Below are 25,812 nucleotides of genomic sequence, written 5' to 3'. Positions count from 1 at the left end.
TCGTGCGCCCTCTCTGACGGGGGCGCGCTTCGTCATAAAAAAGAGGCCCCTAACAGGCACGCAAGGGGCAATGTGACGAAGTAACAGATTCCTCGATAAAGACGTTATTCTTTTGGCTAAAAACACGCTACGGTATTTTCATATCAAGGAACCGGATCATGTTACTGCTGCGCGTAACACCAGAGTAGATATTTTTCATCTCACTGATATTTTTTCGGATTCCCGACCCTTACAAGCCGTCAAATTCCTAATTTTATCGCGCATAGTGTTACTCAGTTCCGGCATATTCGCGGGTTTACCAGCGCTCTTTTAACAAATTAATAAACTGGAAAAAGTCATAATGGTTATTGAGGCGATATTTTTCCATGATTTTACTTTTGTGCCAGGTGATGGTTTTGGGCGTGACTTTGTGCAGGGCGGAGATTTTACTGATATCAAAGCCATGAATAATTCCGGAGGCGACGGCAACCTGCGATTTTGACAGCATTTTGTGCGGGCAGTTGCTGCAGACTATCGCCGAGTCGGCCCGCCGGGCCAGAACCAGACCTTCGCACTTTCTTAGCTCCTGGGCAAGGATGGCCAACATCCTGTCAATATTAACTAATTTTATCGACACGAAAATAACCCCTTTCAGGCAGTTAACAATCAGTTCCTGCTCCGGGAGCTGGTCGTAGCTGTGCAGTATAATAACTGAGCTATCTGATTTGCGATTTTTTAGACTGGTATTACACAGGTAGATTTCACCGGGGAGAACCTCGGCGATAATAATATCCTTATCAAAGAAATCATTTTTCTTATACGAAAAGCTGACGTGCAGATGACCGTCGCGGCGGGTCAGCTCATTGACCATGGAAGCCAGCGATTGCCGCAGAAAAGTGTTGCTGGTATTGATTGCGATGTTTATTTTTTTCATGGCGCTAGTTCCCTGTAAATCAACATAACGCCATGTTGCGATCAATCCTCCGGGCGTATGCGGTGATTGTTACTGTGCAGATAATTTATTATTGGTGTCGCCTGAGTTATTTTCTGCGCGAAGAGTGCTTAGCTGAAAACGGAAATTTCTGTTTTCTCCTGTCGCGGATATAAGAAATAAGACTATATACCGAAACGCAGAGGCAAAATATGCACAGTAATAAGGCTAACCATGTTTGCATGGCCATGATGGATATCCTTTAATTAAATTTTCAGGTGTTAAAAATGTACATCCCAGGCACGAGAATATTTTTATTCTCTTCTTTAAACCGTGCCGGCACAGGCGAACGGACAGCGTACAGCGGGCGGCCAGCGTTCAGGCTGTGCTGAATTTGACCACAGCCGGTTAGCCTGAGGACGCTTTGAATCGGTACGCTCCCGATGCCATGTCAATGTAAGAAAATTCTTAATATGCTGTCAGTCTCATTTCTCTCATTCCTCTCAAAAACTGAAAAAAAGTGATCAAGAGGCGGAGGAATGAAAAACTATCCGCCATGACGCCGCCGCAAAGATGCAATGCCTGCTGAGGCCGGGTCGGCAAATATCAGGAAAGAAACGCCAGACCTTTGCCAAAAATAGCGCGAATCGGCAGGGCCATGCCCTGAAGGCGGGCCTTGTGGCGCAAGCGGCTGACGACGACATCGATCCGGTGCAGTTCCGGTTCGCCTTCATCGGTGAACAGAGAGGCGTGCAGGTCAACTTTGCTGCACACTTCATTGCGGTTGCGCATTAACAGTTCCAGCAGACGGTACTCCTGCTGCGTTAGCGGCAGGATCAGCCCCGATGGCGCAATCAACTGTTCGCTTTGTAATATCCAGGTGGAAGAGGCTGACCGTTCCGCTGATATCGTCGGCGCGGTGGGCTGGGGCGCGGATTGCTGGCGGAGACGGGCGCCAAGCGCGTGAATGCTTTCCGCGAGGTCGGAAAAGTTGACCGGCTTGATGAGATACAGGTCGGCGCCGGCGTTCAGCGCCTGCAGGCGATCCTGCTCATGGCCTCTGGCGGTGATGACGACCAGTCCGAAATGGCCAATTTCATGCAGATAATCCAGCACGCTAAATCCGTCTTCTCCCGGTAAACCGATGTCGATGAGCACGATATCAACCGGATCGCGATGCAGCTGCCGCCAGAAGGCTTCAGCGCTGCGCACGCCCCATGCATCGAAGCCGCGATGGCGTAAAAAGGCCAGCAGTTCGTCGAGTAAATCAGCGCTATCTTCAACGATAGCGACGCGTAATGTCATGATTTGTCCTTCTGCTGTCCATCCAGCGGCAGTGTGAGCGCAAATTCGCACCCGTCAGCGGTATTCTTCGCCAGGCACAGCTCCCCCCCGTGGGCCTGTATGATTTGTCGGGCGACGTACAGACCCAGGCCGGTGCCGGCTGGCGTGGTCGTATGGGTTTCGCCGCGTCGATAGCGCTCAAAAATATGCTCAACCTGTTCAGGCGCGATGCCGGGGCCGCGATCGCCAATGCGTATTTCAAACCCTTTTTGCAGGCGATAAATCTCGATTCTTATTTCACCTGATGCCGAATATTTGACTGAATTATCGAGCAGATTAGCGATCGCAATACACAGAAGCCCGCTATCAATAAACAGCACCGGCGAAGGCGATTGCGGCCCGACAGTTTGCCCTTCGCAGATGACATGTAAATAATGATTCAGCGACAGATCCACTACCGTGGCGGCGATATAGATAACCGGCAGCAGCTCCGCATTCTGCCGGTCGGCGTGCAGGTCTCTGGAGGAAAGCCGGGCATCGGCGAGGCAATTATCGGTGAGCTGCACCAGGCGGGTGGTCGCTCGCTGCATACGATCGAGGCGCGCGCTCTGCGTGGACACAGTGGGGCACAGGCGCAGATTTTCCAGCGCCGCCTCGAGGATGGCCAGCGGCGTTCTGAACTCATGCGCCACCATCCCCATAAACTGGCGCTGGTGGAAACTGGCCTCGCGTTCAATTTGTAACTCTCTCGCCAGCTGCTGCTTGCGCATCAGGGTACGGTTTTCCGCCCGCACCCGCAGTACAGCGATGATCAGGACCGTGACGATATGGATGATCAGCGCATACTGCCAGGTGGAATAAACCCTGGTATGAAACGGAATCACGCCGTGTACCGAGAGCAGGGCCAGCCCGGCTGACACCACGTAAACCGGCGGCAGCAGCCCGAGCAGCAGCGTATTCATATCAACCGCTTTACGCCGCCACAGCATCCATGAGGTGATCAACAGCACCGGGGAGGCGATAAAAAATATCCCCGCTTCAATTTGCATTGCCCGGCCGTAAAATCCCAGCGGAATGCTGATTTGCAGCGCAATGTTTAAGCCGATCGCCGCCAGCAGCAGTTGATGCAGCCGCGGCATGTTCTTCTTCAGATCGAAGACCTCGCTATGCAGCCACAGCGCGGTGGCATAGCTTACCAGCGACAGGCAGCTAATCATGTAATCCTGAACCGGCAGAAGGGCGTCGCCGAATAACCATTCCGGGTAGCCATGCAGGGCCGCGACGAGCGGATAGTTCAGCGAAAACAGGCAGATCCCCCACAGCAGACGTCGGCGCAGCGCAACGGCAAGCCACAGGGCGATGCCGCTGGCAATGACCGCCAGACCGAAATAGAAACTCCAGAAAGCGGTATCGAGGGTGGCCGAACGGACGAATTCCTGCGGCGATGAGAGCGTCGCCAGCAGGATCAGGGTGCTGCTGCTCTGCAGACGGAAGACCATCTCGTAGCCTGCCTTCGTGGGCGGGGGCGCTAAAATCAGCACGCTTTCGCGGTAGTCGAGGTCGCTATCGCGGGCTGGGGCATGGTCGCCAAACTCTTTTTGTTTCCACGGGCTATCGCTGCCGTAGGGGCGATAATAGACGGTTAAACGATCGATAAACGGTGGGCCAAGCTGCAGCCAGCGCTGCTCGCCGGAAAAATAAGCCGCCGGGAGTGACGTGCGCAGCCAGAAAGTTTTTTTTGAATACCCAAACGACGGGATCAGCGACGCCGTTTTTAGCGCCTCTTGCGGTAGCGCAAGAAAGGCGTCGAGGGACATCTGGCCGCTGGCGTCGGCGTACCAGTCAACGGGAATATCGATACCCAGCTGACGGACTTCCGCGCGCGCCGGCGTACACATCTGCAGGGCCATAAGGATGCTGCACCATGCCCAGAAATGCGGTCCACGGTGCCTGCGAAGAACATCAAAAAAAGCGCACAAACGATTCAATTACGCCCCCTTGCGGCATGGACTAATCAATCCGTACGGTATAAACGCGCCGGGGCTCTGCGGCTGGCACAGACAACTCTCCGGAATCCGGGAAATAAAATTACAGGGCTGGACAACGCAGCATTCTGCTGGTGCCGCAGATATTATTCCAGCGTTATCTGCAAGCCGGGTAACTGGCCAGACCTGCCGTAAGAAGATTCGCAATCAATGTTAACGTATGAGGGCGGGTCATAATAAGCAAGTGGAAAATTCAAACAGCGCATAGGGATTTATGATGCTGCCGTGAAGGTGCATGGAGTTATATACCATTAGCAATAGATTATTTAATCAGCGCATATAAAAGCAGGTGCTTATATTAAGCTTTAACGAATGTCGGGAGAAATGATGGTAATAAACCCTACCTGTCGCCAGGGCCGAGGGGGCAGCGATCGCACGGGGGCGTCAACGCCCGCCGGGGCACCCGTGATAAATAACGCATTCCGGCAATCAGGGTCGCAAAGTCTAGAGACGCGAATCCTGCAGGCGCAAAAAATTAGACAAATATGGTTATATATTGCTCATTGATGAAGTAAAAATATTATTCACAGGCGGAATGTCAGAATTTAGATGCAGCTAATTTCAAGAGATGCGTATTTTATGCGGTTGAAAAATCGCCCTGACGTTCCTTAAGTATGAATAATAGCCGTCGTTTATCAATGTTTTGGTTATTTATATCAAAGAATCAGCGGTCGACTGTGGTTATGTTGGTTATTCCGCCTGGAGAAATGACCAGGTTAATCATTGACTCGTTGTGGAAGGGGACCTTACAGGATGACGACGAAATCGCTAACGCTTTCTTTGGATGAACAGCAGTCTATTCCTTTGGGTACGGTGGCGGGAACGCTGGGCCACCTCGGCATGGATATCCGTCCGCTGGCGTCTTCAGGCCTGTGCAGTTTCGACCCCGGCTTTGCTAATACCGCCGGCTGCACGTCGGCTATCTCCTGGATCGATACCGAGAACAGCGTTCTGCTGCACCGCGGCTATCCGGTCGATCAGCTGGCTCGCCAGTGTGACTTTCTTGAAGTGGCCTGGATTCTGCTGCAGGGCGATGCGCCTGATGAAGCCAGCTATCAGGTGTTCAAAAATACGATTACCCGCCATAGCCTGGTGCACGAGCAGATTGCGCGGATGTGCGGCAGCTTCCGCCGCGACTCGCATCCGATGGCCTTAATGTGCGCCCTGGTCGGCACGCTGGCGGCGTTTTATCACGATGTGCTGGACGTTGAAAACCCGGAGCACCGGGCTCTGGCCGCCACCCGTCTGCTGTCGAAAATGCCGACGCTGGCGGCGATGAGCTACAAGTTCTCTATTGAGCAACCGGCGCAGTATCCACGCAACGATCTCTCTTATGTGGGCAATTTCCTGCATATGCTGTTTGCCATCCCGGCGGAACCGTACCAGCTGAATCCGGTGATTGAACAGGCGATGAACCAGATCCTGGTGCTGCACGCCGATCACGGCCAGTGCGCATCAACCACCACCGTTCGGGCGGCGGGCTCTTCCGGGGCGAACCTGTTTGCCTGTATCGCCGCAGGGCTCGCTTCGCTGTGGGGGCCGACCCACGGCGGGGCTAATGAAGCCAGTATGCGGATGCTGGAGGAGATTAAAACCGTTGATCAAATCCCTGCGTTCCTGAGCAAAGCGAAACGCGACCCGCAGGCGTTACGTCGTCTCGGATTCGGTAACTCTCGCTACCGTAACCTCGACCCGCGAGCCGCTATTTTGCGCGAAACCTGTCACCGGGTGCTGGAGGAACTGGGGATGTGCGATATGCCATTGCAGGTAGCGATGGCCCTCGAAGAGGTAGCGCTGACCGACCCGTACTTCGTGGAAAATGGCCTGTCGCCGAGCGTTGATTTCTATACAGCGGTGATCCTCAAAGCGATGGGGCTGCCTTCATCCATGTTTGTGGTGATCACCGCCGTTGGCAGAACGCTCGGCTGGGTGGCGCACTGGAACGAAATGCACGAAGCGCCGCTGAATATTTATCGCCCGCGGCAGATTTATACCGGTGAAAAGAGGCGGGATTACGTTTCGCGGCGCGAAGGGCGCTGAGAGGGGGCGGCAATCGGGGGGAGTGAACCCGGCTCGCGCTGCGCTAAGCCGGGCGACAAACTCACTGCGTCCCGTAGTCCGGGAACGGATGGTTAACGAAATACCACCTGCGCCCAGCGGGCCAGACCGGCGGTGACCGAGCCAAAATCATCGCCGCCGGCAACCGGAATACCCGGCAGATGGGCTGCCAGCGCTTTTTTAATCAACGGCGAGCGAGCGCTGCCGCCGGTCAGGTAAATCACATCCGGCTGCTCATTGCTGTTATCCAGCGCCAGCTGAACCTGCTCCATAATGCGGGTTAACGGCTGATCCAGCGCGGCTTCCAGCCCCTGCTGGCTGATAGCCGTGGCCAGCTCATCGCTGATAAACGGCAGATCGGTTGTCACGGTCGGCTGCGCGGAAAGGGCGATTTTACTCTCTTCCGCGCTACGCACCAGACGGTAGCTAAGACGCTGACGCCACACCTTCAGCAGCAGCGCGACCTTCTCGCTATCGCGGGCGCTGCGCAGCAAATCGTTAAGCAGACGACCATTGGCGGCGCTGTAAAAATCGGTCTGCGCCGGAACGTCGTTAATCGCCACCGCATTCCACCACGGCAGAATCGGCAGCGCGATACCTTTTTCCGTATCGCCGCCCATCCCCAGCAGCGGCATCAGGCATTTAAAGGCCAGGGCGATATCCAGGTCGTTACCGCCGACGCGGCAGCCGCTATGGCCGAGCAGGCTTTGCTGGCGATCGGCTTTTTCCCGCCACTGCGGCCCCATCAACAGCAGTGAACAGTCGGTGGTCCCGCCGCCGATATCGACGACCAGCACGCGTTTTTCTTCGCTCAGCGTCGCTTCGAAATCCAGACCGGCGGCGACCGGCTCAAACTGAAATACGACGTCGCGAAAGCCCGCGCGCTTTGCCGCTCGCTCAAGAATTCCCTGCGCCTGGGCGTTGGCGTCATCGCCGCCCAGCCCCTGGAAGTTAATCGGCCGTCCGATAACCGCCTGGTCGATGGCGTCCGGCAGCTGCGTTTGCGCCTGGAGTTTGATGTGCAGCATCATGGCGCAGACTAAATCTTCAAACAGCGCAACCTGCTGCGGCTTGAGCCCGCTGGCGCCGAGGAACGATTTCGGCGACTTCACGAAGTAAACTTCTTCCGGATCGTCAACGTACTGATGCAGCGAAGCGAGGCCAAACTGCACGCTGTTGCTGAGTACATCGATATCTTCCTCACGATTGAAGCTTATCGCGCGGCGCAGCAGCGCCTGGTTTTCATCACCGTTGGGCGGGACGTCATGATGGCGGTAGAGCCACTCGCTGACCGCTTCGCGGGTCGGCGCGCAAAGCATGGACGGCAGCAGTGAACTGCCGTTTTCCAGCGTCAGCAGCTGCGGTGTATTTTCGCGCATCACCGCGACCGAACAGTTAGCGGTACCGTAGTCAAAACCAATATACATAGCCTGCAAAATCCCCATGCCGGTGAAGAAGGGGGGCGACTTTAGCGGATCGACGGCACTGCGACAACTGGAATTTAAAAGCAAGGCGCGTCCGGCGCGGAGCCGCTATGATTGAAACGCTAAAAAGGAGAAATGATGACGCTGCTACCCTGGAATCCCCCCTACGACTGGCATTGGATGTTCAGCTTTCTTGGCGCTCGTGCGGTGCAGGGGATTGAAACCTTCGGCGACGATGGCTATCGCCGCAGCTTTGCCTTTAATGGCTGCGCCGGGCTGATTACGGTGATGCCGGATGAGGCCGCGCAGGGCATGCGGGTGACGCTTTCCGCCGGACTGCAGCCGGTGGCGGACGAGTGCCTGATGCGGGTGGGGAGATTGTTGGACTTATCCTGTGACCCGCAGCAGGTTGCCCTGACGCTGGGGGCGCTCGCGCGGCCGAGGCCGGGGCTGCGTTTGCCGGGCTCTCTCGACCCGTTTGAGCAAGCGGTACGCGCGGTGCTGGGTCAACTGGTCAGCGTGGCGATGGCGGCAAAGCTCACCGGGAAAGTGGTGGCCGCCTTCGGAGAACCGCTGGCCGACGCGCCGGGTTTTTACCTGTTTCCCGGCGCGCAGCGGCTGGCGCAGGCCGACCCGCTGGCGCTAAAGGCGCTGGGCATGCCCCTGCGGCGCGCGGAGGCGCTGGTACACCTGGCGCGGGCGGCCATCAGCGGCGATCTTCCGCTGGTGGCGCCGGATAATATCGACGCCGGCATGAAGCAGCTGCAGACGCTGCCCGGCATAGGCCGCTGGACGGCCAACTATTTCGCGCTGCGCGGCTGGCAGGCGCCGGATATCTTTCTGCCGGATGATTATCTGATTAAACAGCGTTTCCCTGGTATGACGCCGACCCGTATTGCGCGCTATGCCAGCCGCTGGCACCCCTGGCGCTCTTACGCTTTACTCCATATATGGTATACGGAAGGCTGGTCGCCGGAGCCGGAATAGACCCGAGCGGCGCTTAGCACTGGTATCGACGCGCTGAAATCCCTATAATTGCGGCGTTTGGCGGTCAACCGCCACCCTTCCTACATTCCCAGGTTAATCAGGTCGCAAAAATTTATGACTGATACGTCTCATCAGTGCGTCATTATAGGCATCGCCGGCGCATCGGCTTCGGGCAAAAGCCTTATCGCCAGTACGCTTTATCGTGAATTACGTGAACAGGTCGGCGATGAACATATCGGCGTTATTCCGGAAGACAGCTATTACAAGGATCAAGGTCATCTGTCGATGGAAGAGCGGGTAAAAACCAACTATGACCATCCGAGCTCCATGGATCATAGTCTGCTGTTTCAGCATTTACAGATGTTAAGAAACGGCCAGCCGATAGAGCTGCCGGTGTATAGCTACGTTGAGCATACCCGTATGCCGGAAACCATTCACATTGAACCGAAGAAAGTCATCATTCTGGAAGGGATTCTGCTGCTGACCGATGCCCGCCTGCGCAACGAACTCAGTTTCTCCATATTCGTCGATACCCCGCTGGATATCTGCCTGATGCGCCGCATCAAGCGCGACGTTAACGAGCGCGGGCGGTCAATGGATTCGGTGATGGCGCAGTACCAGAAAACGGTGCGCCCGATGTTCCTGCAATTTATCGATCCTTCCAAACAGTATGCCGATATTATTGTGCCTCGCGGCGGTAAGAACCGTATCGCCATCGATATACTGAAGGCCAAAATCAGTCAGTTCTTTGAATAACACCAACGAATTGTGTAACGTGCAAAGAGAAGCCAATTTGCCCTTACCCCCGGAAGGCGTAGGGGCGCAATGCCTTAAAGGAGAACGTTCATGCGTCTGTGCGATCGAGATATAGAAGCCTGGTTGGATGAGGGCCGGCTGGCCATTAATCCGCGCCCGCCCATTGAGCGTATTAACGGCGCGACGGTCGATGTTCGGCTGGGAAATAAGTTTCGCACTTTCCGCGGCCACACGGCGGGATTTATTGACCTGAGCGGCCCCAAGGCGGAAGTCAGCGCGGCCCTGGACCGGGTGATGAGTGAAGAGATTGTTCTGCCGGATGGCGAAGCGTTCTTTTTGCATCCGGGCGAACTGGCGCTGGCGGTAACCTATGAATCAGTCACTCTGCCACCGGATCTGGTCGGCTGGCTTGACGGGCGCTCTTCGCTGGCGCGTCTGGGCTTGATGGTGCACGTGACCGCACACCGTATCGATCCGGGCTGGTCCGGCTGTATCGTTCTTGAGTTCTATAATTCAGGTAAGCTGCCGCTGGCGCTGCGTCCAGGGATGCTTATCGGGGCGTTAAGCTTTGAGCCTTTATCCGGGCCGGCTCTACGTCCTTATAACCGCCGCGAAGACGCGAAATATCGCGATCAGCAGGGCGCGGTAGCGAGTCGAATCGACAAGGATTGATAATTTTAGCGGTTTGCTGAGGATGCCATGAGACGAATTCTGACCACGCTGATGATCTTACTGGCGGTTGTTGTCGCCGGTCTTACCGCGCTGGTATTGCTGGTCAACCCCAACGATTTTCGCGCCTATATGGTGAAAGAGGTAGCGGATCGCAGCGGCTATCAGCTCGAACTCGATGGTCCGCTGCGCTGGCACGTCTGGCCGCAGCTCAGCATTCTTTCAGGCCGTATGAAGCTGACCGCGCCGGGCGCGGAGGAGCCGGTTATCCGCGCGGATAATATGCGCCTCGACGTCGGGCTGCTGCCGCTGCTTTCTCATCAGCTGCAGGTCAAGCAGGTGATGCTGAAAGGCGCGGTGATCCAACTGACCTCAAAAACCGAAGCCGTACGTAGCCAGAGCGCGCCGGTTGTCCCGCACGACAACACGCTGCCTCAGGTGCCGGAGGATCGCGGCTGGTCGTATGATGTCGAAAAACTGCAGATTGCCGACAGCGTGCTCTTCTTCCAGCATGAAGATGGCGAACAGGTTACGGTGCGCGATATCCGTCTGCAGATGGAGCAGGATGACAGCCATCGCGCGACGGTCGATTTTTCTGGTCGGGTGAACCGCGACCAGCGGGATTTGGCGCTCTCCTTCTCCGCCCGGGTGCAGGGCGGCGACTATCCTCACTCTTTGAAGGCTGATTTTTCACAGCTCAACTGGCAGCTTCGCGGGGCAGAACTCCCGCCGGAAGGGATGAGCGGCCAGGCCAGCCTGCAGGCGAGCTGGCTGGAAGATGCCAAAAAGCTCAGCTTCGATAACCTGAACGTAACGGCAAACGGCAGCACGATTACCGGCAGCGGCAGCGTTGTGCTGGGCGATCGGCCTGACTGGACGCTTAACCTTCATGCGGGCACGCTGAATCTTGATAACCTGCTTTCGCGTGGCGCTGCAGCCAGCAATAATGGCGTCAACCAGCAAGGCCAAAGCCAGACCCGGCAGCTCCGCCCGGTGATTGCCGATAACGATTTTCAGCGGGATTACAGCTCACTGCGCGGTTTTAACGCGCGGATGACCCTGGCGGCGGACCAGCTGCAGTGGCGGGGCATGAATTTTACTCAGGTTAAAAGCGATATCAGCAACCAGCAGGGGCTGTTGACCATTAACCAAATGCAGGGGAACCTGGACGGCGGACAGCTTTCGCTTCCCGGCTCGCTGGACGCGCGCGGCGAGACGCCGCATGCCTCGTTTAAGCCTCAGCTCGACAACGTTGAGATAGGCACGATTCTGCAAGCGTTTGATTACTCGATTAACCTCACCGGCAAGCTTTCGCTGACCGGCGAATTTTCCGGCGACAAGATTGATGCTGATGAATTCCGCCGCAGCTGGCAGGGGCAGGCGCAAATTCAGATGAAGGATACGCGCACGGAAGGACTTAACTTCCAGCAGCTGGTGCAGCAGGCCGTCGAGCGCAGTACTAACGTTCAAGCCCAGGAAAATTACGATAACGCGACCCGACTCGACGACGTCAGTACCGAGCTGCAGCTGAATAACGGACTGGTTACCTTAAAGGGTCTGCAAGGGCAGTCTGAACTCATGGCATTGACCGGTCAGGGCGAGCTTAACCTGCTGAAAGAAGAGTGCGATATGCGCTTCAACGTTCGGGTTCTGGGCGGCTGGAAGGGTGAGAGCAAGCTCATTGACCGTCTCAAACAGACCGCGATCCCTCTGCGTATTTATGGCAACTGGCAGACGCTGAGCTACAGCCTGCAGGTGGATCAGATACTGCGTAAGCAGCTGCAGGATGAAGCTAAAAAGCGGCTTAATGAATGGGTCGAACGCAATAAAGATACCCAGGATGGTAAGGATGTGAAAAAGCTGCTCGACAAACTCTGAGTCTGGCAGCGGTCACGGGGTATTGAGGATTCGCGTCAAGTTCGGGAAAGGTATCACTCTTTATCGGGCGGGTAAGGCGCCAGCAGCCGCCCGGCATAAACTGGGGCGCCTTATTAAAGCATCATCTGCATTATGAAATTGCCGGGCTACACTCCGGTGCGCCAGCCTGCGAAAGCTGATGGCCCTTTGTCGGCCGGGTTAAGCGTCAGCCGCTACCCGGCATTAATTTCAGGGCACTATCAGCCACCGTTTTGTTACGTTACCTTTCGCCCGGCTTTTTAAACTTCACATATGAAGGCGCTACACTTCATAGTCCAGTTCATCTTCTTCCTGCGCCGGCGGCACAATCAACACTTTTTGCACGCGATGGCTCTCTACCTGCAGCGTGCGCAGAACGTAACCGTCAATATTCACCTCTTCACCTTCCTGCGGAACATGCTGCAGATACTCCATCAGCAGACCGGCGACGGTATGGTATTCCCGCTTGTCATCCAGCGGCAGGGGCACGTACTGGACCAAATCTTCCAGCGGCATATGTCCATTAACCGTCCAGCTATCGTCACTGTTTTTGTGAATATCATGGCGAGCGTCTATCTCTTCCACCTCATTAGGCAGATTACCGGCGATGGTCTCCATCACGTCGCTGAGCGTTACTATCCCCTCTACGGAACCGAACTCATCGACCACAAAGGCAAAATGGGTTCGGGCTTTACGGAACTGCTCCAGCGCAGGAAGCAGCGGCAGCGTTTCCGGGAACACCAGCGGCTGACGGATCAGGGCCTGCAGATCGAGCGGTTCATTACGCAGCGATTGTTGCAGAAGATCGATCACGTGCACGACGCCGAGCATATCTTCGTCATCATTGCCGCCGGTTACCACCAGGCGGGTATGCTGATTTTTGTCGAGTAAGGCGCGAATCTCTTCTTCCGGAGCGCTGAGGTCAATATGTTCAATATCATGGCGCGAGGTCATTATGCTGCTGACGGTGCGCTGATTGAGATTGAGAACCCGCTCAATCATCCGCCGTTCCTGAGGATTAAACAGCGGGTTATCGTCACGGTCGGCAACCAGCGAGGCAGTATCGCTATCCAGCTCGCTATTGTCCTTGCGGCCGCTCAACAGGCTCATCACCGCTTCAGTGGTTCTCTGACGCAGCGTCAGGTTGGCCGAAAGAAAACGATGGCGGTTAAAAATCGCCAGCTGATTAAAGGACTCGATCATGACCGAGAAGCCAATCGCTGCGTACAGGTAGCCTTTCGGAATAGGAAAGCCGAAGCCTTCGGCAATCAGGCTAAAACCAATCATCAACAGGAAGCTCAGACAGAGAATGACGATGGTTGGATGACTGTTAACGAAGCGGGTCAGGGCTTTACTGGCCATCAGCATCAGGCTAATGGCAATAATTACCGCCGCCATCATCACCGCCAGATGGTCAACCATGCCGACCGCGGTAATAACCGAGTCGAGGGAGAAGATGGCGTCCAGCACCACGATTTGCGCGACCACTCCCCAGAATTTCGCGCCTTTGCGCTGAGTGGGATTATTGCTGTCCTTCCCCTCCAGCCGTTCATTAAGCTCAACGGTGGCTTTGAAAAGCAGGAATAAACCGCCAAACAGCATGATCAGATCGCGAGCGCTAAAGCTCAGATCGTGCCAGGTAATCAGCGGTTTGGTGAGCGTCACCAGCCAGGAGATTGACGCCAGCAGCAGCAGACGCATTACCATTGCCAGCAGCAGGCCGGTGACGCGCGCGCGGTCTCGCTGAGCGGGAGGAAGTTTTTCCGCGAGAATGGCGATAAAGACCAGATTATCAATACCAAGTACCAGCTCAATAACGACAAGCGTTATGAGCCCGGCCCAGATCGAGGGGTCGGCAATCCATTCCATATTTAGTTAAAACCTTTACAACCTAAGAGTGCCATGTACAGATCATGGATAAGCTATAGTTAAAATGCAATATTTTCTGCGGCGATTTGCCCGCGGTCAAAATCCGCGCGCCGATGAGTCCTGCTATTAATATAATCAGTTGTTCAGAATATAACCTTATTTAACCATAAGCTTATAGGGTTCTACTTATTTGCTCTGGTGCGAATTTTCATCAATAACAACCGCCAGCATCTGCCGGATGAAAAGCCAGGTTTTATGGATGTAAGCGAAGCGGCCGCGCAGAATATCGGCGCAGAAAACCTGGATTGAGCACACGGGCAATGGAAAACTCTATCAATAGATTTGATGTATATAACAGCGCTTTCCTGGAATTTAGATTTTTATACTACTTAATGTCGTGGCTTGCGGCAGATCAATTTTTGCTGGACGATATTGTGAGGGTTATATGTGATGCAGAACAAAAAAAGCCATAGTGAAGACTATTAATCGCCTGCAGCATAGGCTGGATCTATATGGGGATGGCCGCCACTGAGGTTGAAGTCAAGGATATGGCCTGTTTCGCTGAAATTTAGCCGTTTTTGTGTGCGAAATAATTTTATATTCAATATAAGCGATTATTTTGGCTAATTTTATGATTTTTTGCAGTCACTTGTTCTGTGTCAACTCTTGTTGAAAGATAACAAGGTATCAAATGGGAAATGATGGACCAGCGATGAATGTCATTACGCCGTCTTATGGTTAATAGCTAATAGATAGCTGACATAAGTCTTTGTAAGTATGAGTAATAATGTCTGTAAAGTTGCGTTTGAGAATTTTCTTAAATCGACCTATTGGTCTGTAGATTTTACGTGTATTCTTAAATTCAGCGTGTAATTTCAGAATTTGACGGACAGTATGGCAGGTATCAAGCGTGTATCATCATGGATAAATGCCAGTGATACATACAATCTGACAGGAACTAAAGATTAATAACCATACGGGTGGATATGAAAATGGTGAGTTTGAAAGCAGTTATACCGGTAGCAGGACTAGGGATGCACATGTTGCCCGCCACCAAGGCCATTCCGAAAGAGATGCTGCCGATCGTCGACAAGCCTATGGTGCAGTACATTGTTGATGAAATTGTAGCTGCTGGCATCAAGGAAATTGTGCTGGTTACCCATTCATCCAAGAATGCGGTAGAAAACCATTTCGACACCTCCTATGAACTGGAAGCGCTGCTGGAGCAGCGCGTCAAACGTCAGCTTCTGGCCGAGGTACAGGCTATTTGCCCGCCAGGCGTAACGATTATGAACGTGCGCCAGGGTCAGCAGCTGGGTTTAGGTCACTCCATTCTTTGCGCGCGCCCGCTGATTGGCGATAACCCGTTTGTGGTGGTGCTGCCGGATATCATCCTTGATGATGCCAGCGCCGATCCGCTGCGCTATAACCTTGCCGCTATGGTCGCGCGTTTCAATGAAACGGGTCGTAGTCAGGTTCTGGCAAAACGTATGGAAGGCGATCTTTCCGAGTACTCGGTCATTCAGACCAAAGACGCGCTGGAAACGGCGGGTCAGGTGGCGCGCATCGTCGAGTTCATCGAAAAACCTGATGAACCGCAAACGCTGGATTCAGACCTGATGGCAGTAGGGCGCTATGTGCTTTCTGCTGATATTTGGCCGGAGCTGGAGCGTACTGAACCCGGCGCATGGGGCCGTATTCAGTTAACCGACGCCATTGCTGAACTGGCGAAAAAGCAGTCGGTTGATGCGATGTTGATGACTGGCGAGAGCTACGACTGCGGGAAAAAAATGGGCTATATGCAGGCCTTTGTTAATTATGGTCTGCGTAACCATAAAGAAGGCGCAAAATTCCGCGAGAGCATTAAGAAGCTGTTAGCGTAATTTTGCCATCAGCAACCTAAGCGTACGAGGGTAAGCGGTTCGCATGATCTGATGATGAACTCTGGGATTCGGGAACGTTTACTCTTTTTAATACAATACGTCACGCTTTAAGGCTTGTGTAGAAAAACAAAGGGTTAGATTTTGCTTTGTTATATTGTATCGTTGAAAAGTGCGGTAAAGGTTCGGAGACTTCTGGTAGTCGAATAACATGCCGCATGGTGAAATGGTGTGACTAGCAAAATTTCATCTTTGCTGATAATTACTTACTAAGATTTTTCTTATGTAAATAGCCCTGAGTCAAGTTGTCAGACAAAAATAAAACTTGACTGAGATCATGTTTGCGCATTAAACAACGGTCATGCATGCATATAAATGTGAAGTGACTGATTGTGTATGCCCACATAAATGTCGCGGAAATGACGTTACGGACTGGAGAGATCGTCAAAGGATGAAAGGTAAATGAACTGGCAGGTTGTCACTTTTTTTGGCGATAGCACCGTACTGTTACCCAGTGCGGCCGTGTTGTTTATCGTTCTTTTTCTGCGCAAAGATTCAAAGCAGGTCGCCTGGCACTGGGCGCTGCTGTTCGGCATCACTGGCGCCATTGTCTGCGCATCAAAACTGGCATTTATGGGTTGGGGTATTGGGATTCGCGAGCTGGACTTCACCGGCTTTAGCGGGCATACCGCATTATCTTCAGCTTTCTGGCCAATTTTCTTATGGCTGCTGTGCGCGCGTGCTACACCAGCTCTTCGTATTGCTTCTGTCGTATTTGGTTATGCATTAGCCGGTTTGGTCGGCTATTCCCGCCTGGTGATCCACGCTCATTCAACGTCTGAAGTGATTGCCGGCTTACTGCTGGGAACCGCAGGCAGCGCATTGTTTCTGCTGCTGCAGTCGCGCACCCGCGGCACTCATACAGCGCAGTTATCATGGGGAGGGCTGGCAAGCGTGGTCATCATCCCGGCTCTGCTGTTGAATACCGGCGCTAAGGCGCCAACGCAATCTCTTCTGGGTGAGATCGCAGTGAAGCTTGGTCCGCTGGAGAAACCTTTTACCCGGGCCGATCTGCACAAGCGCTTTTACTGACGCAGAGGCGATCGGGAAAGGTCATGAATTCAGACAGGCGCTTGATGTGTTCACAATATAATCAGTGTGAAATGATGGGGTGAAAAGCCTTCATAAGCACTATTTCATATTCATGAAATAAATTGGTGATACGGCATTCTGCGCAATAATTAGCACAATGATAATCAGCCAGGATGTTTCCTAAATAAGTTCTCTGGCTAAATATCGAATTTATTAATGATAACAACACACTGGCATAATTCTTTTTACTATTAAATTTTGTAGTTGACTAACCATAATTAATTCGAAACTAAACCAACACTGTTTTTGTGATAAAAAGTTAATGAAATCATAACGTTGAGATTAAGTTGCTGTCTGGTGCCGATCGCCGTTTTAGACGTTTAGTGTCAAACAATAACGTTATCGTCGTTATGGTTCATGCCGTTCGCGACGTCGCTAATAATTCGAGATTAGACTCCCAATTGAGGGCAGAATCTCGTAAACTTATGGCCGCGAAATTGATTGCTTTGATGGATTAATCGCCGATTCACCTGAATCCGGCGGTTGAAATTATATGGAAAGAAGTACAGTGCATTGGTAGCTGTTAAGCCAAGGGCGGTAGCGTACCTGCGGGCTGGCATTTTCTGCATATCACATCTCATTTCATGCGACCGAAATTCCTAAAGTGGCCTTCATCCAGGTGATTATCTTCATAACCTGTATATAATTGCGTGTTTGTCGCCACCTCAGAGAAGGTTCTGCAGGGCTGGCAAGAGGAAACTGCGGGTATGATGCGCGATGGAATGGCCTTCAATAACAATTTCGCATACATTGAGTACTGCAGATAGAGCCGTATGATGAAAACGTCTGTTGGTATGTGATCCATAACACATGCTTTCGTTTTCTCCGGTCAAAATCTGCAGACCGAACATACCAAAGGTTGGCGTCAGAGGGCGCTGCATCTATCAGTGTTCCCCTTGTCGCGCCAGCTTGCGGAAACGGGGCTTAAAATGGATCTTGTACAATGATAAAAATCGCGCGAATCGCACTCGCACTAGGGCTGCTTACTTCTGCCAGCTCACTTGCCTATGCCTCCGGCTTGGTAATGAACGACAACGAACTGCGCAACGATCTGGCGTGGCTCTCCGACCGCGGCGTTATTCATCTCAGCCTGTCGACCTGGCCGTTAAGTCAGGAAGAGATTAATCGGGCACTAAAGAAAGCAAAACCCTCTTATTCATCCGAACAGGTGGTTCTGGCACGAATCAACCAGCGCCTCGACTCTTTGAAAGCTGATTTTCGGGTCAGCGGCTATACCTCAACGGATAAGCCCGGCACCCCGCAGGGATTTGGTCAGAATCAGCCTGCTGACAGCTCTTTATCGTTAGCCTTCAATAACAGCGGCGAGTGGTGGGATGTTCACCTGCAGGGAAACGTTGAGGGCGACGAACGCATCAGCAATGGTTCACGTTTTAATGCTAACGGCGCCTACGGGGCGGTTAAGTTCTGGAACCAGTGGCTTTCCTTTGGACAGATGCCGCAGTGGTGGGGGCCAGGTTACGAAGGCAGCCTGATTCGCGGTGATGCTGCCCGTCCGATGACCGGCTTTTTGATGCAGCGTGCTGAACAGGCCGCGCCAGAAACCTGGTGGCTGCGCTGGATCGGCCCATGGCAGTATCAGATCTCCGCCAGCCAGATGAATCAATATACCGCCGTACCGCATACCAAGATTATCGGTGGTCGTCTGACTTTTTCCCCCTTCCAGTCACTTGAGCTTGGCGCATCGCGCATTATGCAGTGGGGAGGGGAGGGCAGACCCGAGTCGTTTAGTAATTTTTGGGACGGCCTGACGGGTAAAGATAATACCGAAGCAAACGATCCCAATGAACCGGGCAACCAGCTTGCTGGTTTTGACTTTAAGTTGAAACTGGAACCTACGCTGGGCCTGCCGGTCAGCTTATACGGTCAAATGATTGGCGAAGATGAATCCGGCTTTTTACCTTCAGCGAATATGTTCCTTGGTGGAGTCGAAGGCCACCACGGTTGGGGTAAAGATGCCATCAACTGGTATCTGGAAGCTCACGATACCCGATCGAACATGAGCCGCACCAACTATAGCTATACGCACCATATCTATAAAGATGGCTACTACCAGCAAGGTTACTCACTCGGTGATGCTATGGGAGGGGATGGCCAACTCTTTGCGGGTAAAGTTGAACTGGTGACAGAGGATAATCAGCGCTGGAGCGCGCGTTTAGCGTATGCGAAGGTTAACCCAGAAAATCAGTCAATCAACAAGGCGTTTCCTCGTTCGGATACATTAAAAGGTGTGCAGCTGGGCTGGAGTGGCGACGTGTACAAATCGGTACGACTGAACACTTCTCTCTGGTATACCGATGCGAACCATAATGATAGCGATGATGTAGGCGCAAGCGCCGGGATTGAAATTCCCTTTAATTTATAGCCTTAACACAGCTTCTGGAAATAGACTGTTGTTTGGGGATTAGAAACTTTTGGTTTACTGATGATGTGACATTATGAAGAAAAAAATTGTTCGATTTTCGGCATTGGCATTAGCAATAGGCTTTTTATCAGGCTGTACCATTATGCCGGGACAGGGGTTAAATAGTCTGCGTAAGAACGTCGTTGAGTTACCGGATAGCGACTACGATTTGGATAAACTGGTGAATGTTTATCCATTAACACCGGGTTTAGTGGATCAACTTCGTCCCGAAACTGTAATGGCGCGACCAAATCCGCAGTTAGATAATTTATTGAAAAGTTATGAGTACCGAATTGGTGTTGGCGACGTCTTGATGGTAACGGTCTGGGATCACCCTGAATTAACTACTCCTGCAGGCCAATATCGTAGCGCGAGTGATACGGGGAACTGGGTAAATTCTGATGGGACGATTTTCTATCCTTATATTGGAAAAGTATTAGTAGCTGGAAAAACATTGAGCCAAGTGCGACAGGATATAGCGAATAGACTTACAACATATATCGAAAGCCCACAAGTTGATGTAAGTATAGCAGCCTTCCGGTCTCAGAAAGTATATGTAACAGGTGAGGTTACAAATTCTGGGAAACAAGCAATTACAAACATTCCATTAACGGTAATGGATGCTATCAATGCTGCTGGTGGACTTGCCCCTGATGCAGATTGGCGTAACGTTGTACTTACCCATAATGGGAAAGATAAAAAAATCTCACTCTATGCATTAATGCAAAAAGGAGATTTAACTCAAAACCATTTATTATTCCCAGGCGATATTTTGTTTATCCCACGAAATGACGAACTCAAAGTATTTGTGATGGGTGAGGTAGGAAAACAAAGCACGCTTAAAATGGACCGAAGCGGAATGACACTCGCAGAAGCCATAGGGAACTCTGAAGGTATTTCACAATCAATGAGTGATGCTACTGGAATTTTTGTGATTCGCCAATTACAAGGTGATAAGAAAGGTAAAATCGCGAATATATATCAGCTAAATGCACAAGATGCTTCAGCTATGGTTTTAGGTACCGAGTTTCAATTAGAACCCTATGATATTGTTTATGTAACAACTGCACCTCTGGTTCGTTGGAACAGAGTTATATCCCAGTTGGTCCCAACGATCACTGGTGTACATGATATGACAGAAACCGTCCGCTATATTAAGACATGGCCATAAAATTATGTTCAATTCAATTCTTGTTGTTTGCACTGGGAATATTTGTCGTTCTCCGATAGGGGAACGATTATTAAGGAAGTATTTACCTTCGAAAAAAATTGATTCAGCAGGCACTGGCGCGTTAGTAGGTCATGAGGCTGATGCGAGTGCTATTGAAATAGCTAGAATGCATGATTTATCCCTTGAAGGCCATAAAGGTCAGCAATTTACATCTTCATTAGCAAGGAAATATGATCTTATCCTCGTTATGGAAAAATCGCATATTGAACAAATAGGTAAGATTGCTCCAGAGGCAAGAGGTAAGACTATGTTATTCGGTCATTGGATTGATCAGAAGGAAATACCAGACCCATACCGTAAAAGCGAAGAAGCATTCGCTTTGGTATATCAATTGATTGAACAAGCTGGGCAATTATGGGCTAAGAAACTAGTTGTATAATTATTAGGAATAAGTCATGTCACTAACTTCGTATAAAAAAACAGAAAAAGATAATGATGAAATTGATATTGGTCGGCTTATAGGTGAGTTGATTGATCATCGAAAGTTGATTATTGCAATTACATCTTTATTTACTCTTGTTGCACTTATCTATGCCCTATTTGCCACTCCAGTTTATCAAGCTGATGCATTAATACAGGTAGAGCAAAGGCAAGGCAATGCCATTCTAAACAGTCTTAGTCAAGTTCTGCCTAATACTCAACCACAATCACAACCAGAAATCACTCTTCTCCAGTCAAGGATGATATTGGGAAAAACCGTAGACGATTTAAACTTGCAGGCCAGGATCAAACAGGATTACTTTCCTGTTTTTGGTCGTGGCTGGGCAAGATTAACCGGAGAAAGTGAAGGTTCCCTCTCAATTTCAAGATTATATTTGTTTTCTGATAGCAAAAAAATACCTAAGATAGAAGTCGTAATTAATGATAAAGATAATTACACGGTTATTGGTGATGGCTATGAAATAAAAGGTAAAAAAGGTGAACTGGTTGAAGGAAAAGGATTATCTCTTAAAATTGATGATTTCAAGGCCCAACCGGGTACCAAGTTTATTGTATCTTATGTAAGTCGCTTGCAAGCGATCACAGATCTACAAGAATCATTGGAGGTACTTGAAGAGGGCAAAAATACTGGCATGCTAACAGTATCATTTGTTGGCGAGAATCCAGATAAAATTACTGCTATCATTGATAGCATTAGTAATAATTACTTAGCGCAGAATATATCCAGGCAAGCAGCCCAAGATGCAAAGAGTTTAGATTTTCTTAATCAGCAACTACCTCAAGTACGTAATGATTTAGACATAGCAGAGGATAAGTTAAATGCTTATAGAAGACAAAATGATTCAGTTGATCTATCCTTAGAAGCAAAATCTGTACTTGATCAGATTGTAAATGTTGATAACCAGTTAAACGAATTAACATTCAGGGAATCTGAGGTATCGCAGTTATATACTAAAGAGCATCCAACTTATAAAGCATTGATGGAAAAACGAAAAGTTTTACAGGATGAAAAGGTAAAACTTAATAAAAGAGTTACCTCAATGCCTGAAACTCAGCAGGAGGTTTTACGTTTAAGTAGAGATGTAGATTCAGGTCGAGCTGTATATATGCAACTACTCAACCGACAGCAAGAACTAAGTATCTCGAAATCGAGCGCAATAGGTAATGTACGGATTATAGATAGTGCAGTAAGCCAACCAGATCCAATTAAGCCGAAGAAAGCTTTGGTGGTCCTAATCGGTATCATTGTAGGGATATTTATTTCTGCGATTATTGTGATGTTTAGGGTGTTTTTACGGCGTGGGATTGAATCACCAGAACAGCTCGAGGAGTTAGGCATAAATGTATATGCTAGTATACCTGTCTCTGAAACATTCACGAAAAACATAAGCCAGAAAAAAGATTGGCGCGGGAAAAAGCAGGAAAAAATTCAGGGACTTCTTGCTATTGAAAATCCTGCTGATTTAGCAATTGAGGCTATTAGAGGATTAAGAACAAGTTTGCATTTTGCAATGCTTGAAGCACAGAATAATATTCTGATGATATCAGGTGCAAGTCCCAACGCAGGTAAAACTTTCGTAAGTTCTAATCTTGCGAAGATTATTTCTCAGGCTGATAAAACTGTATTATTTATTGATGCAGATATGAGGACAGGTTATACCCATAAATTATTTTCGACGAATAATGAAAATGGTTTGTCTGAGTATTTATCTGGTATGTCACAAATCACCCAGGTAGTCAAAAAAATACCAGCCATTGGATTCGACTATATATCTAGAGGAATAGTGCCGCCAAACCCCGCAGAATTATTAATGCATCATCGTTTTCAGGAGTTGCTGAGTTGGGCCGCGAAAAATTATGATTTGGTTATTGTTGATACACCACCAATTTTAGCGGTTACTGATGCTGCAATTATTGGAGGTTATGTCGGGACAACACTTTTAGTCGCTCGTTTCGAATTAAATACAGCAAAAGAAATAGAAGTTAGTATGAAACGATTTGAGCAAAGTGGAATACATGTCAAAGGATGTATTTTGAATGGTGTTGTGAAGAAAGCCAGTAGTTATTATGGATATGGATATAACCATTATGGCTATTCATATTCTGACAAAAAAGACTAAATCATAGAAAATTAAGCCAATAAAATATTTATTGGCTTAAACATTATAGGTTTAAAGTATGATTCTTCGAACAGAGAGGAAGGTATGACACTTCTTGCGAGAAACTTTATCGTCAGCGCCGCTCTTGCCTTTTCAGATTTGTTAAGTTTTACAATATCGCTTTATATAGCATTAGCTATTTTGACAACAAATCAGAGCGTTGATTTATATAGCTCTGCACAAATTGAAGAGTGGACAGTTTTACATTGGCTACTCGCTATCTGTTGCGTTGGTTGGTATTCAATTAGGTTACGACATTATTTTTATCGAAAAACATTTTGGTTTGAGCTTAAGGAAATATTAAGAACTTTAGTAATATTTGCTGTGATTGAAATTGCAGTTGTAGCATTTACAACTTGGTCAATATCACGTTATTTGTGGATACTGACTTGGTTGTTAATAATTATACTAGTACCAGTTTCACGTATGATTACTAAGCATATTTTAAATTTCTTTGGATTATGGCGAAGGCCAACATGGATTATAGGTAGTGGTTCTAATGCAAAAGAAGCGTACAAAGCAATAAATAGTGAAGGTAATCTTGGGCTTGAAATTGTAGGGTTTATCTCTACAGAAGCGCATGACACACTGGAGAGTAATATTGATGGTGTGCCAGTTATTATTAATGATCAAAATTGGCTAAGTACAATTGATAAAAAAACGCAGTTTATAGTTGCTGTTGAATCAGCACAAAGTGATATCAGAAATGCGTGGTTACGCAACTTCATGATTAAAGGGTATCGATATGTTTCAGTAATACCAACCTTACGAGGAATGCCATTAGATAGCACTGATATGTCATTCATTTTTAGCCACGAAGTAATGATTTTCCGAGTACAGCAAAACTTAGCTAAATGGTCTTCACGAATAATCAAACGGCTTTTTGATGTTATTGGTGCAACGCTAATTATAATAATAATATCACCACTTCTGCTGTATATTAGTAAAAAAGTTAAGCAAGACGGAGGGGCGGCAATTTATGGACATGAAAGAATTGGTAAAGATGGTAAGCCATTTAAATGTCTGAAGTTTCGCTCTATGGTCACAAACTCTAAAGAGGTTTTAGAAGAATTGTTGGCTAATAATCCTGATGCAAAAGCAGAATGGGATGAAACATTTAAATTGAAGAATGATCCTCGTATTACAAAAATAGGTCATTTTTTGCGAAAAACAAGTTTAGATGAATTACCTCAATTATTTAATGTTCTCAAAGGAGAAATGAGTTTAGTTGGGCCTCGTCCTATAATTACAGCTGAATTGGAAAGATATAATGAAGAGGTCGATTATTATTTATTAAGCAAACCGGGCATGACAGGATTGTGGCAAGTTAGTGGTAGAAGTGACGTTGATTATGAAACAAGGGTCTATCTGGATGCTTGGTATGTAAAGAATTGGTCAATGTGGAACGATATTGCAATTCTCTTTAAAACAATTGGTGTGGTTATAAAAAAAGATGGCGCATATTAATGTTTTAAGGAGTGCTACCATGAAAATAATTATCGTCAACTCGTTATATTATCCTTATAAGTTTGGTGGGGCGGAAGTTTCTGTGCAGTTACTTGCAGAAGGTTTAGTCGCCAGAGGCATTACAGTTAAGGTAATAACTTTAAATAATAAAAAGGAAATAGAACGTTTCAATCATAACGGAGTAGAGGTGGTATCCTTCCCTCTCCGTAACATTTATTGGCCGTTTGATAAAACAAATCATACTAAGATAAAAAAAGCGATTTGGCATGTAAGAGATTATTTAAAAAATCCTATCGTTGAAATGGTTCAAAAAGAAATCTCAAATGACAACCCAGATATTATACATACAAATAACCTTGCTGGCTTTTCAGTTGGTATCTGGGATATAGCTGAAGATATTAAATCTCCATTGATCCATACAACGCGTGATTATTACTTATTCCATCCTAACTCTACACTTTTTAAAAATGGAGCGAATATGGACATAAATAATAGCTTCGTTAAGTCATACTCATGGTATAAAAAGAAGAAGAGCCAAAAAATAGATGCAATGGTTGGCATCAGTAAATACATTAGTGATTTACATAAGGAAAATGGTTTTGCGGGTAAAGCAACGCATACACATATATATAATCCAATAGAAAAAGTAAATATTAGAAAAAAAGCTTGCAATAAGCTAACTATTGGCTTTTTGGGCAGATTAACAACCGAAAAAGGATTTGATGTCTTTATTGAGTATGCAGTCAAGTATAAAAATAATTTTAACTTTGTTGCAGCAGGCGATTTTGCATCCACTAGTAATTCTGATGTTTTGAGGAAGGATGCAATTAATTGTGGCATTGTGTTAAAAGGATTTATACCTATTGATGAACTTTTTTCTGAAGTGGATGTGCTTCTCCTTCCTACAAAATGGAACGAACCTTTCGGTCGTGTTGTTGCAGAAGCCGCTGTTAGTGGGATTCCAGTGTTCGCCAATTTAACAGGCGGAATTAAAGAGATATCCGAAAAATTCCCATGGGTTAAAGATATCAGAGATTTTAATGCAGAAAGTATTAATTTATTATTTAAAGGTACCATTCATGAAGTGTCAAATCCATTTGATAAAAGCAAAATAACTGATGAATATTTAAGCCTTTATAGTAAGGTATTAAAAGAACAATAA

19 protein-coding genes are annotated in these 25,812 nt (G+C 49.0%); 13 read left to right on the top strand and 6 right to left on the bottom strand.

All coding sequences use genetic code 11. The features are described 5' to 3' along the window. Nucleotides 1-295: 295 nt before the first annotated feature. From K2184_RS20290 to K2184_RS20275, 4 genes are all read right to left on the bottom strand, one after another. Nucleotides 296-913 (bottom strand): helix-turn-helix transcriptional regulator, encoded by a 618-nt coding sequence (locus K2184_RS20290; protein ID WP_004103721.1) that lies wholly within the window; start codon nt 911-913, stop codon nt 296-298. Between the two features lie 106 nt (nt 914-1,019). Beyond that, the gene (locus K2184_RS20285) at nt 1,020-1,160 is read right to left on the bottom strand and encodes a small membrane protein (protein WP_004200439.1); all 141 of its coding nucleotides are present in this window, start codon (nt 1,158-1,160) and stop codon (nt 1,020-1,022) included. Between the two features lie 356 nt (nt 1,161-1,516). Next, nucleotides 1,517-2,215 carry a response regulator transcription factor gene (locus tag K2184_RS20280; RefSeq protein WP_004103720.1) on the bottom strand — a complete coding sequence of 233 codons (699 nt, stop codon included), beginning with the start codon at nt 2,213-2,215 and terminating at the stop codon, nt 1,517-1,519. Further along, the gene (locus tag K2184_RS20275; protein ID WP_032705123.1) at nt 2,212-4,182 is read right to left on the bottom strand and encodes a sensor histidine kinase; all 1,971 of its coding nucleotides are present in this window, start codon (nt 4,180-4,182) and stop codon (nt 2,212-2,214) included. Before K2184_RS20275 ends, K2184_RS20280 begins: the two co-directional genes overlap by 4 nt. A gap of 810 nt (nt 4,183-4,992) precedes the next feature. Between K2184_RS20275 and K2184_RS20270 the strand changes: the two genes are divergently transcribed. Next, nucleotides 4,993-6,279: a citrate synthase gene (locus K2184_RS20270; protein ID WP_196557163.1), complete on the top strand. Its 1,287-nt coding sequence runs from the start codon at nt 4,993-4,995 to the stop codon at nt 6,277-6,279. Nucleotides 6,280-6,371: 92 nt separating this feature from the next. Here K2184_RS20270 and yegD read toward each other — a convergent pair whose 3' ends face one another. Continuing rightward, nucleotides 6,372-7,724: a molecular chaperone gene (gene yegD, locus K2184_RS20265; protein WP_024274463.1), complete on the bottom strand. Its 1,353-nt coding sequence runs from the start codon at nt 7,722-7,724 to the stop codon at nt 6,372-6,374. A 135-nt stretch (nt 7,725-7,859) separates the two neighbouring features. On the opposite strand from yegD, the gene alkA reads away from it, so the two are divergent. The 4 genes from alkA (at nt 7,860) to asmA (ending at nt 12,011) form a co-directional block, all read left to right on the top strand. After that, entirely contained in the window at nt 7,860-8,708 is an 849-nt protein-coding gene (gene alkA, locus K2184_RS20260; protein WP_196557172.1) for a DNA-3-methyladenine glycosylase 2, read from the top strand. A gap of 114 nt (nt 8,709-8,822) precedes the next feature. After that, the gene (gene udk, locus K2184_RS20255) at nt 8,823-9,464 is read left to right on the top strand and encodes a uridine kinase (protein WP_004103715.1); all 642 of its coding nucleotides are present in this window, start codon (nt 8,823-8,825) and stop codon (nt 9,462-9,464) included. 90 nt (nt 9,465-9,554) lie between these two features. Further along, complete coding sequence (gene dcd / locus K2184_RS20250; RefSeq protein ID WP_004103714.1) at nt 9,555-10,136, top strand: dCTP deaminase; 582 nt, start codon at nt 9,555-9,557, stop codon at nt 10,134-10,136. A gap of 27 nt (nt 10,137-10,163) precedes the next feature. Then, complete coding sequence (gene asmA, locus K2184_RS20245) at nt 10,164-12,011, top strand: outer membrane assembly protein AsmA (RefSeq protein WP_004103712.1); 1,848 nt, start codon at nt 10,164-10,166, stop codon at nt 12,009-12,011. Between the two features lie 300 nt (nt 12,012-12,311). Here asmA and K2184_RS20240 read toward each other — a convergent pair whose 3' ends face one another. Then, nucleotides 12,312-13,898, bottom strand: a complete 1,587-nt coding sequence (locus tag K2184_RS20240) for a TerC family protein (RefSeq protein ID WP_004103710.1) — start codon at nt 13,896-13,898, stop codon at nt 12,312-12,314. Nucleotides 13,899-14,884: 986 nt separating this feature from the next. Here K2184_RS20240 and galF point away from each other — a divergent pair. The 8 genes from galF to K2184_RS20200 all read left to right on the top strand — a co-directional run bounded on the left by galF (nt 14,885) and on the right by K2184_RS20200 (nt 25,812). Beyond that, nucleotides 14,885-15,781, top strand: coding sequence for a UTP--glucose-1-phosphate uridylyltransferase GalF (gene galF, locus K2184_RS20235; RefSeq protein WP_016809217.1), 897 nt, complete (start codon nt 14,885-14,887; stop codon nt 15,779-15,781). A 459-nt stretch (nt 15,782-16,240) separates the two neighbouring features. Next, nucleotides 16,241-16,870 (top strand): phosphatase PAP2 family protein, encoded by a 630-nt coding sequence (locus tag K2184_RS20230; protein ID WP_004113982.1) that lies wholly within the window; start codon nt 16,241-16,243, stop codon nt 16,868-16,870. A 1,003-nt stretch (nt 16,871-17,873) separates the two neighbouring features. Continuing rightward, on the top strand, nt 17,874-19,313 hold the full coding sequence (locus K2184_RS20225; RefSeq protein WP_023321292.1) for a capsule assembly Wzi family protein: 1,440 nt from the start codon (nt 17,874-17,876) through the stop codon (nt 19,311-19,313). A 73-nt stretch (nt 19,314-19,386) separates the two neighbouring features. Beyond that, nucleotides 19,387-20,523: a polysaccharide export protein gene (locus K2184_RS20220; protein ID WP_032726404.1), complete on the top strand. Its 1,137-nt coding sequence runs from the start codon at nt 19,387-19,389 to the stop codon at nt 20,521-20,523. A gap of 4 nt (nt 20,524-20,527) precedes the next feature. Then, entirely contained in the window at nt 20,528-20,962 is a 435-nt protein-coding gene (locus K2184_RS20215) for an arsenate reductase/protein-tyrosine-phosphatase family protein (RefSeq protein WP_004200407.1), read from the top strand. A 16-nt stretch (nt 20,963-20,978) separates the two neighbouring features. Next, nucleotides 20,979-23,144 (top strand): polysaccharide biosynthesis tyrosine autokinase, encoded by a 2,166-nt coding sequence (locus K2184_RS20210; RefSeq protein ID WP_439237773.1) that lies wholly within the window; start codon nt 20,979-20,981, stop codon nt 23,142-23,144. A gap of 84 nt (nt 23,145-23,228) precedes the next feature. Next, complete coding sequence (gene wbaP, locus K2184_RS20205; RefSeq protein WP_023321289.1) at nt 23,229-24,650, top strand: undecaprenyl-phosphate galactose phosphotransferase WbaP; 1,422 nt, start codon at nt 23,229-23,231, stop codon at nt 24,648-24,650. 19 nt (nt 24,651-24,669) lie between these two features. Beyond that, on the top strand, nt 24,670-25,812 hold the full coding sequence (locus tag K2184_RS20200; protein WP_023321288.1) for a glycosyltransferase family 4 protein: 1,143 nt from the start codon (nt 24,670-24,672) through the stop codon (nt 25,810-25,812).

Origin of the sequence: Klebsiella sp. K5-306, assembly GCF_051835185.1 — a bacterium.
GTDB classification, from domain to species: Bacteria; Pseudomonadota; Gammaproteobacteria; order Enterobacterales; family Enterobacteriaceae; genus Klebsiella; species Klebsiella oxytoca.
The sequence above is the reverse complement of the archived record's forward strand: the minus strand, read 5'-3'. Positions and strand labels throughout refer to the sequence as shown.

What these genes read in the sequence shown, in the direction of transcription:
- K2184_RS20290 (WP_004103721.1), bottom strand. Translation starts at nt 913, where the DNA reads ATGAAAAAAATAAACATCGCAATCAATACCAGCAACACTTTTCTGCGG.
- K2184_RS20285 (WP_004200439.1), bottom strand. Translation starts at nt 1,160, where the DNA reads ATGGCCATGCAAACATGGTTAGCCTTATTACTGTGCATATTTTGCCTC.
- K2184_RS20280 (WP_004103720.1), bottom strand. Translation starts at nt 2,215, where the DNA reads ATGACATTACGCGTCGCTATCGTTGAAGATAGCGCTGATTTACTCGAC.
- K2184_RS20270 (WP_196557163.1), top strand. Translation starts at nt 4,993, where the DNA reads ATGACGACGAAATCGCTAACGCTTTCTTTGGATGAACAGCAGTCTATT.
- yegD (WP_024274463.1), bottom strand. Translation starts at nt 7,724, where the DNA reads ATGTATATTGGTTTTGACTACGGTACCGCTAACTGTTCGGTCGCGGTG.
- alkA (WP_196557172.1), top strand. Translation starts at nt 7,860, where the DNA reads ATGACGCTGCTACCCTGGAATCCCCCCTACGACTGGCATTGGATGTTC.
- udk (WP_004103715.1), top strand. Translation starts at nt 8,823, where the DNA reads ATGACTGATACGTCTCATCAGTGCGTCATTATAGGCATCGCCGGCGCA.
- dcd (WP_004103714.1), top strand. Translation starts at nt 9,555, where the DNA reads ATGCGTCTGTGCGATCGAGATATAGAAGCCTGGTTGGATGAGGGCCGG.
- asmA (WP_004103712.1), top strand. Translation starts at nt 10,164, where the DNA reads ATGAGACGAATTCTGACCACGCTGATGATCTTACTGGCGGTTGTTGTC.
- K2184_RS20240 (WP_004103710.1), bottom strand. Translation starts at nt 13,898, where the DNA reads ATGGAATGGATTGCCGACCCCTCGATCTGGGCCGGGCTCATAACGCTT.
- galF (WP_016809217.1), top strand. Translation starts at nt 14,885, where the DNA reads ATGAAAATGGTGAGTTTGAAAGCAGTTATACCGGTAGCAGGACTAGGG.
- K2184_RS20230 (WP_004113982.1), top strand. Translation starts at nt 16,241, where the DNA reads ATGAACTGGCAGGTTGTCACTTTTTTTGGCGATAGCACCGTACTGTTA.
- K2184_RS20225 (WP_023321292.1), top strand. Translation starts at nt 17,874, where the DNA reads ATGATAAAAATCGCGCGAATCGCACTCGCACTAGGGCTGCTTACTTCT.
- K2184_RS20220 (WP_032726404.1), top strand. Translation starts at nt 19,387, where the DNA reads ATGAAGAAAAAAATTGTTCGATTTTCGGCATTGGCATTAGCAATAGGC.
- K2184_RS20215 (WP_004200407.1), top strand. Translation starts at nt 20,528, where the DNA reads ATGTTCAATTCAATTCTTGTTGTTTGCACTGGGAATATTTGTCGTTCT.
- K2184_RS20210 (WP_439237773.1), top strand. Translation starts at nt 20,979, where the DNA reads ATGTCACTAACTTCGTATAAAAAAACAGAAAAAGATAATGATGAAATT.
- wbaP (WP_023321289.1), top strand. Translation starts at nt 23,229, where the DNA reads ATGACACTTCTTGCGAGAAACTTTATCGTCAGCGCCGCTCTTGCCTTT.
- K2184_RS20200 (WP_023321288.1), top strand. Translation starts at nt 24,670, where the DNA reads ATGAAAATAATTATCGTCAACTCGTTATATTATCCTTATAAGTTTGGT.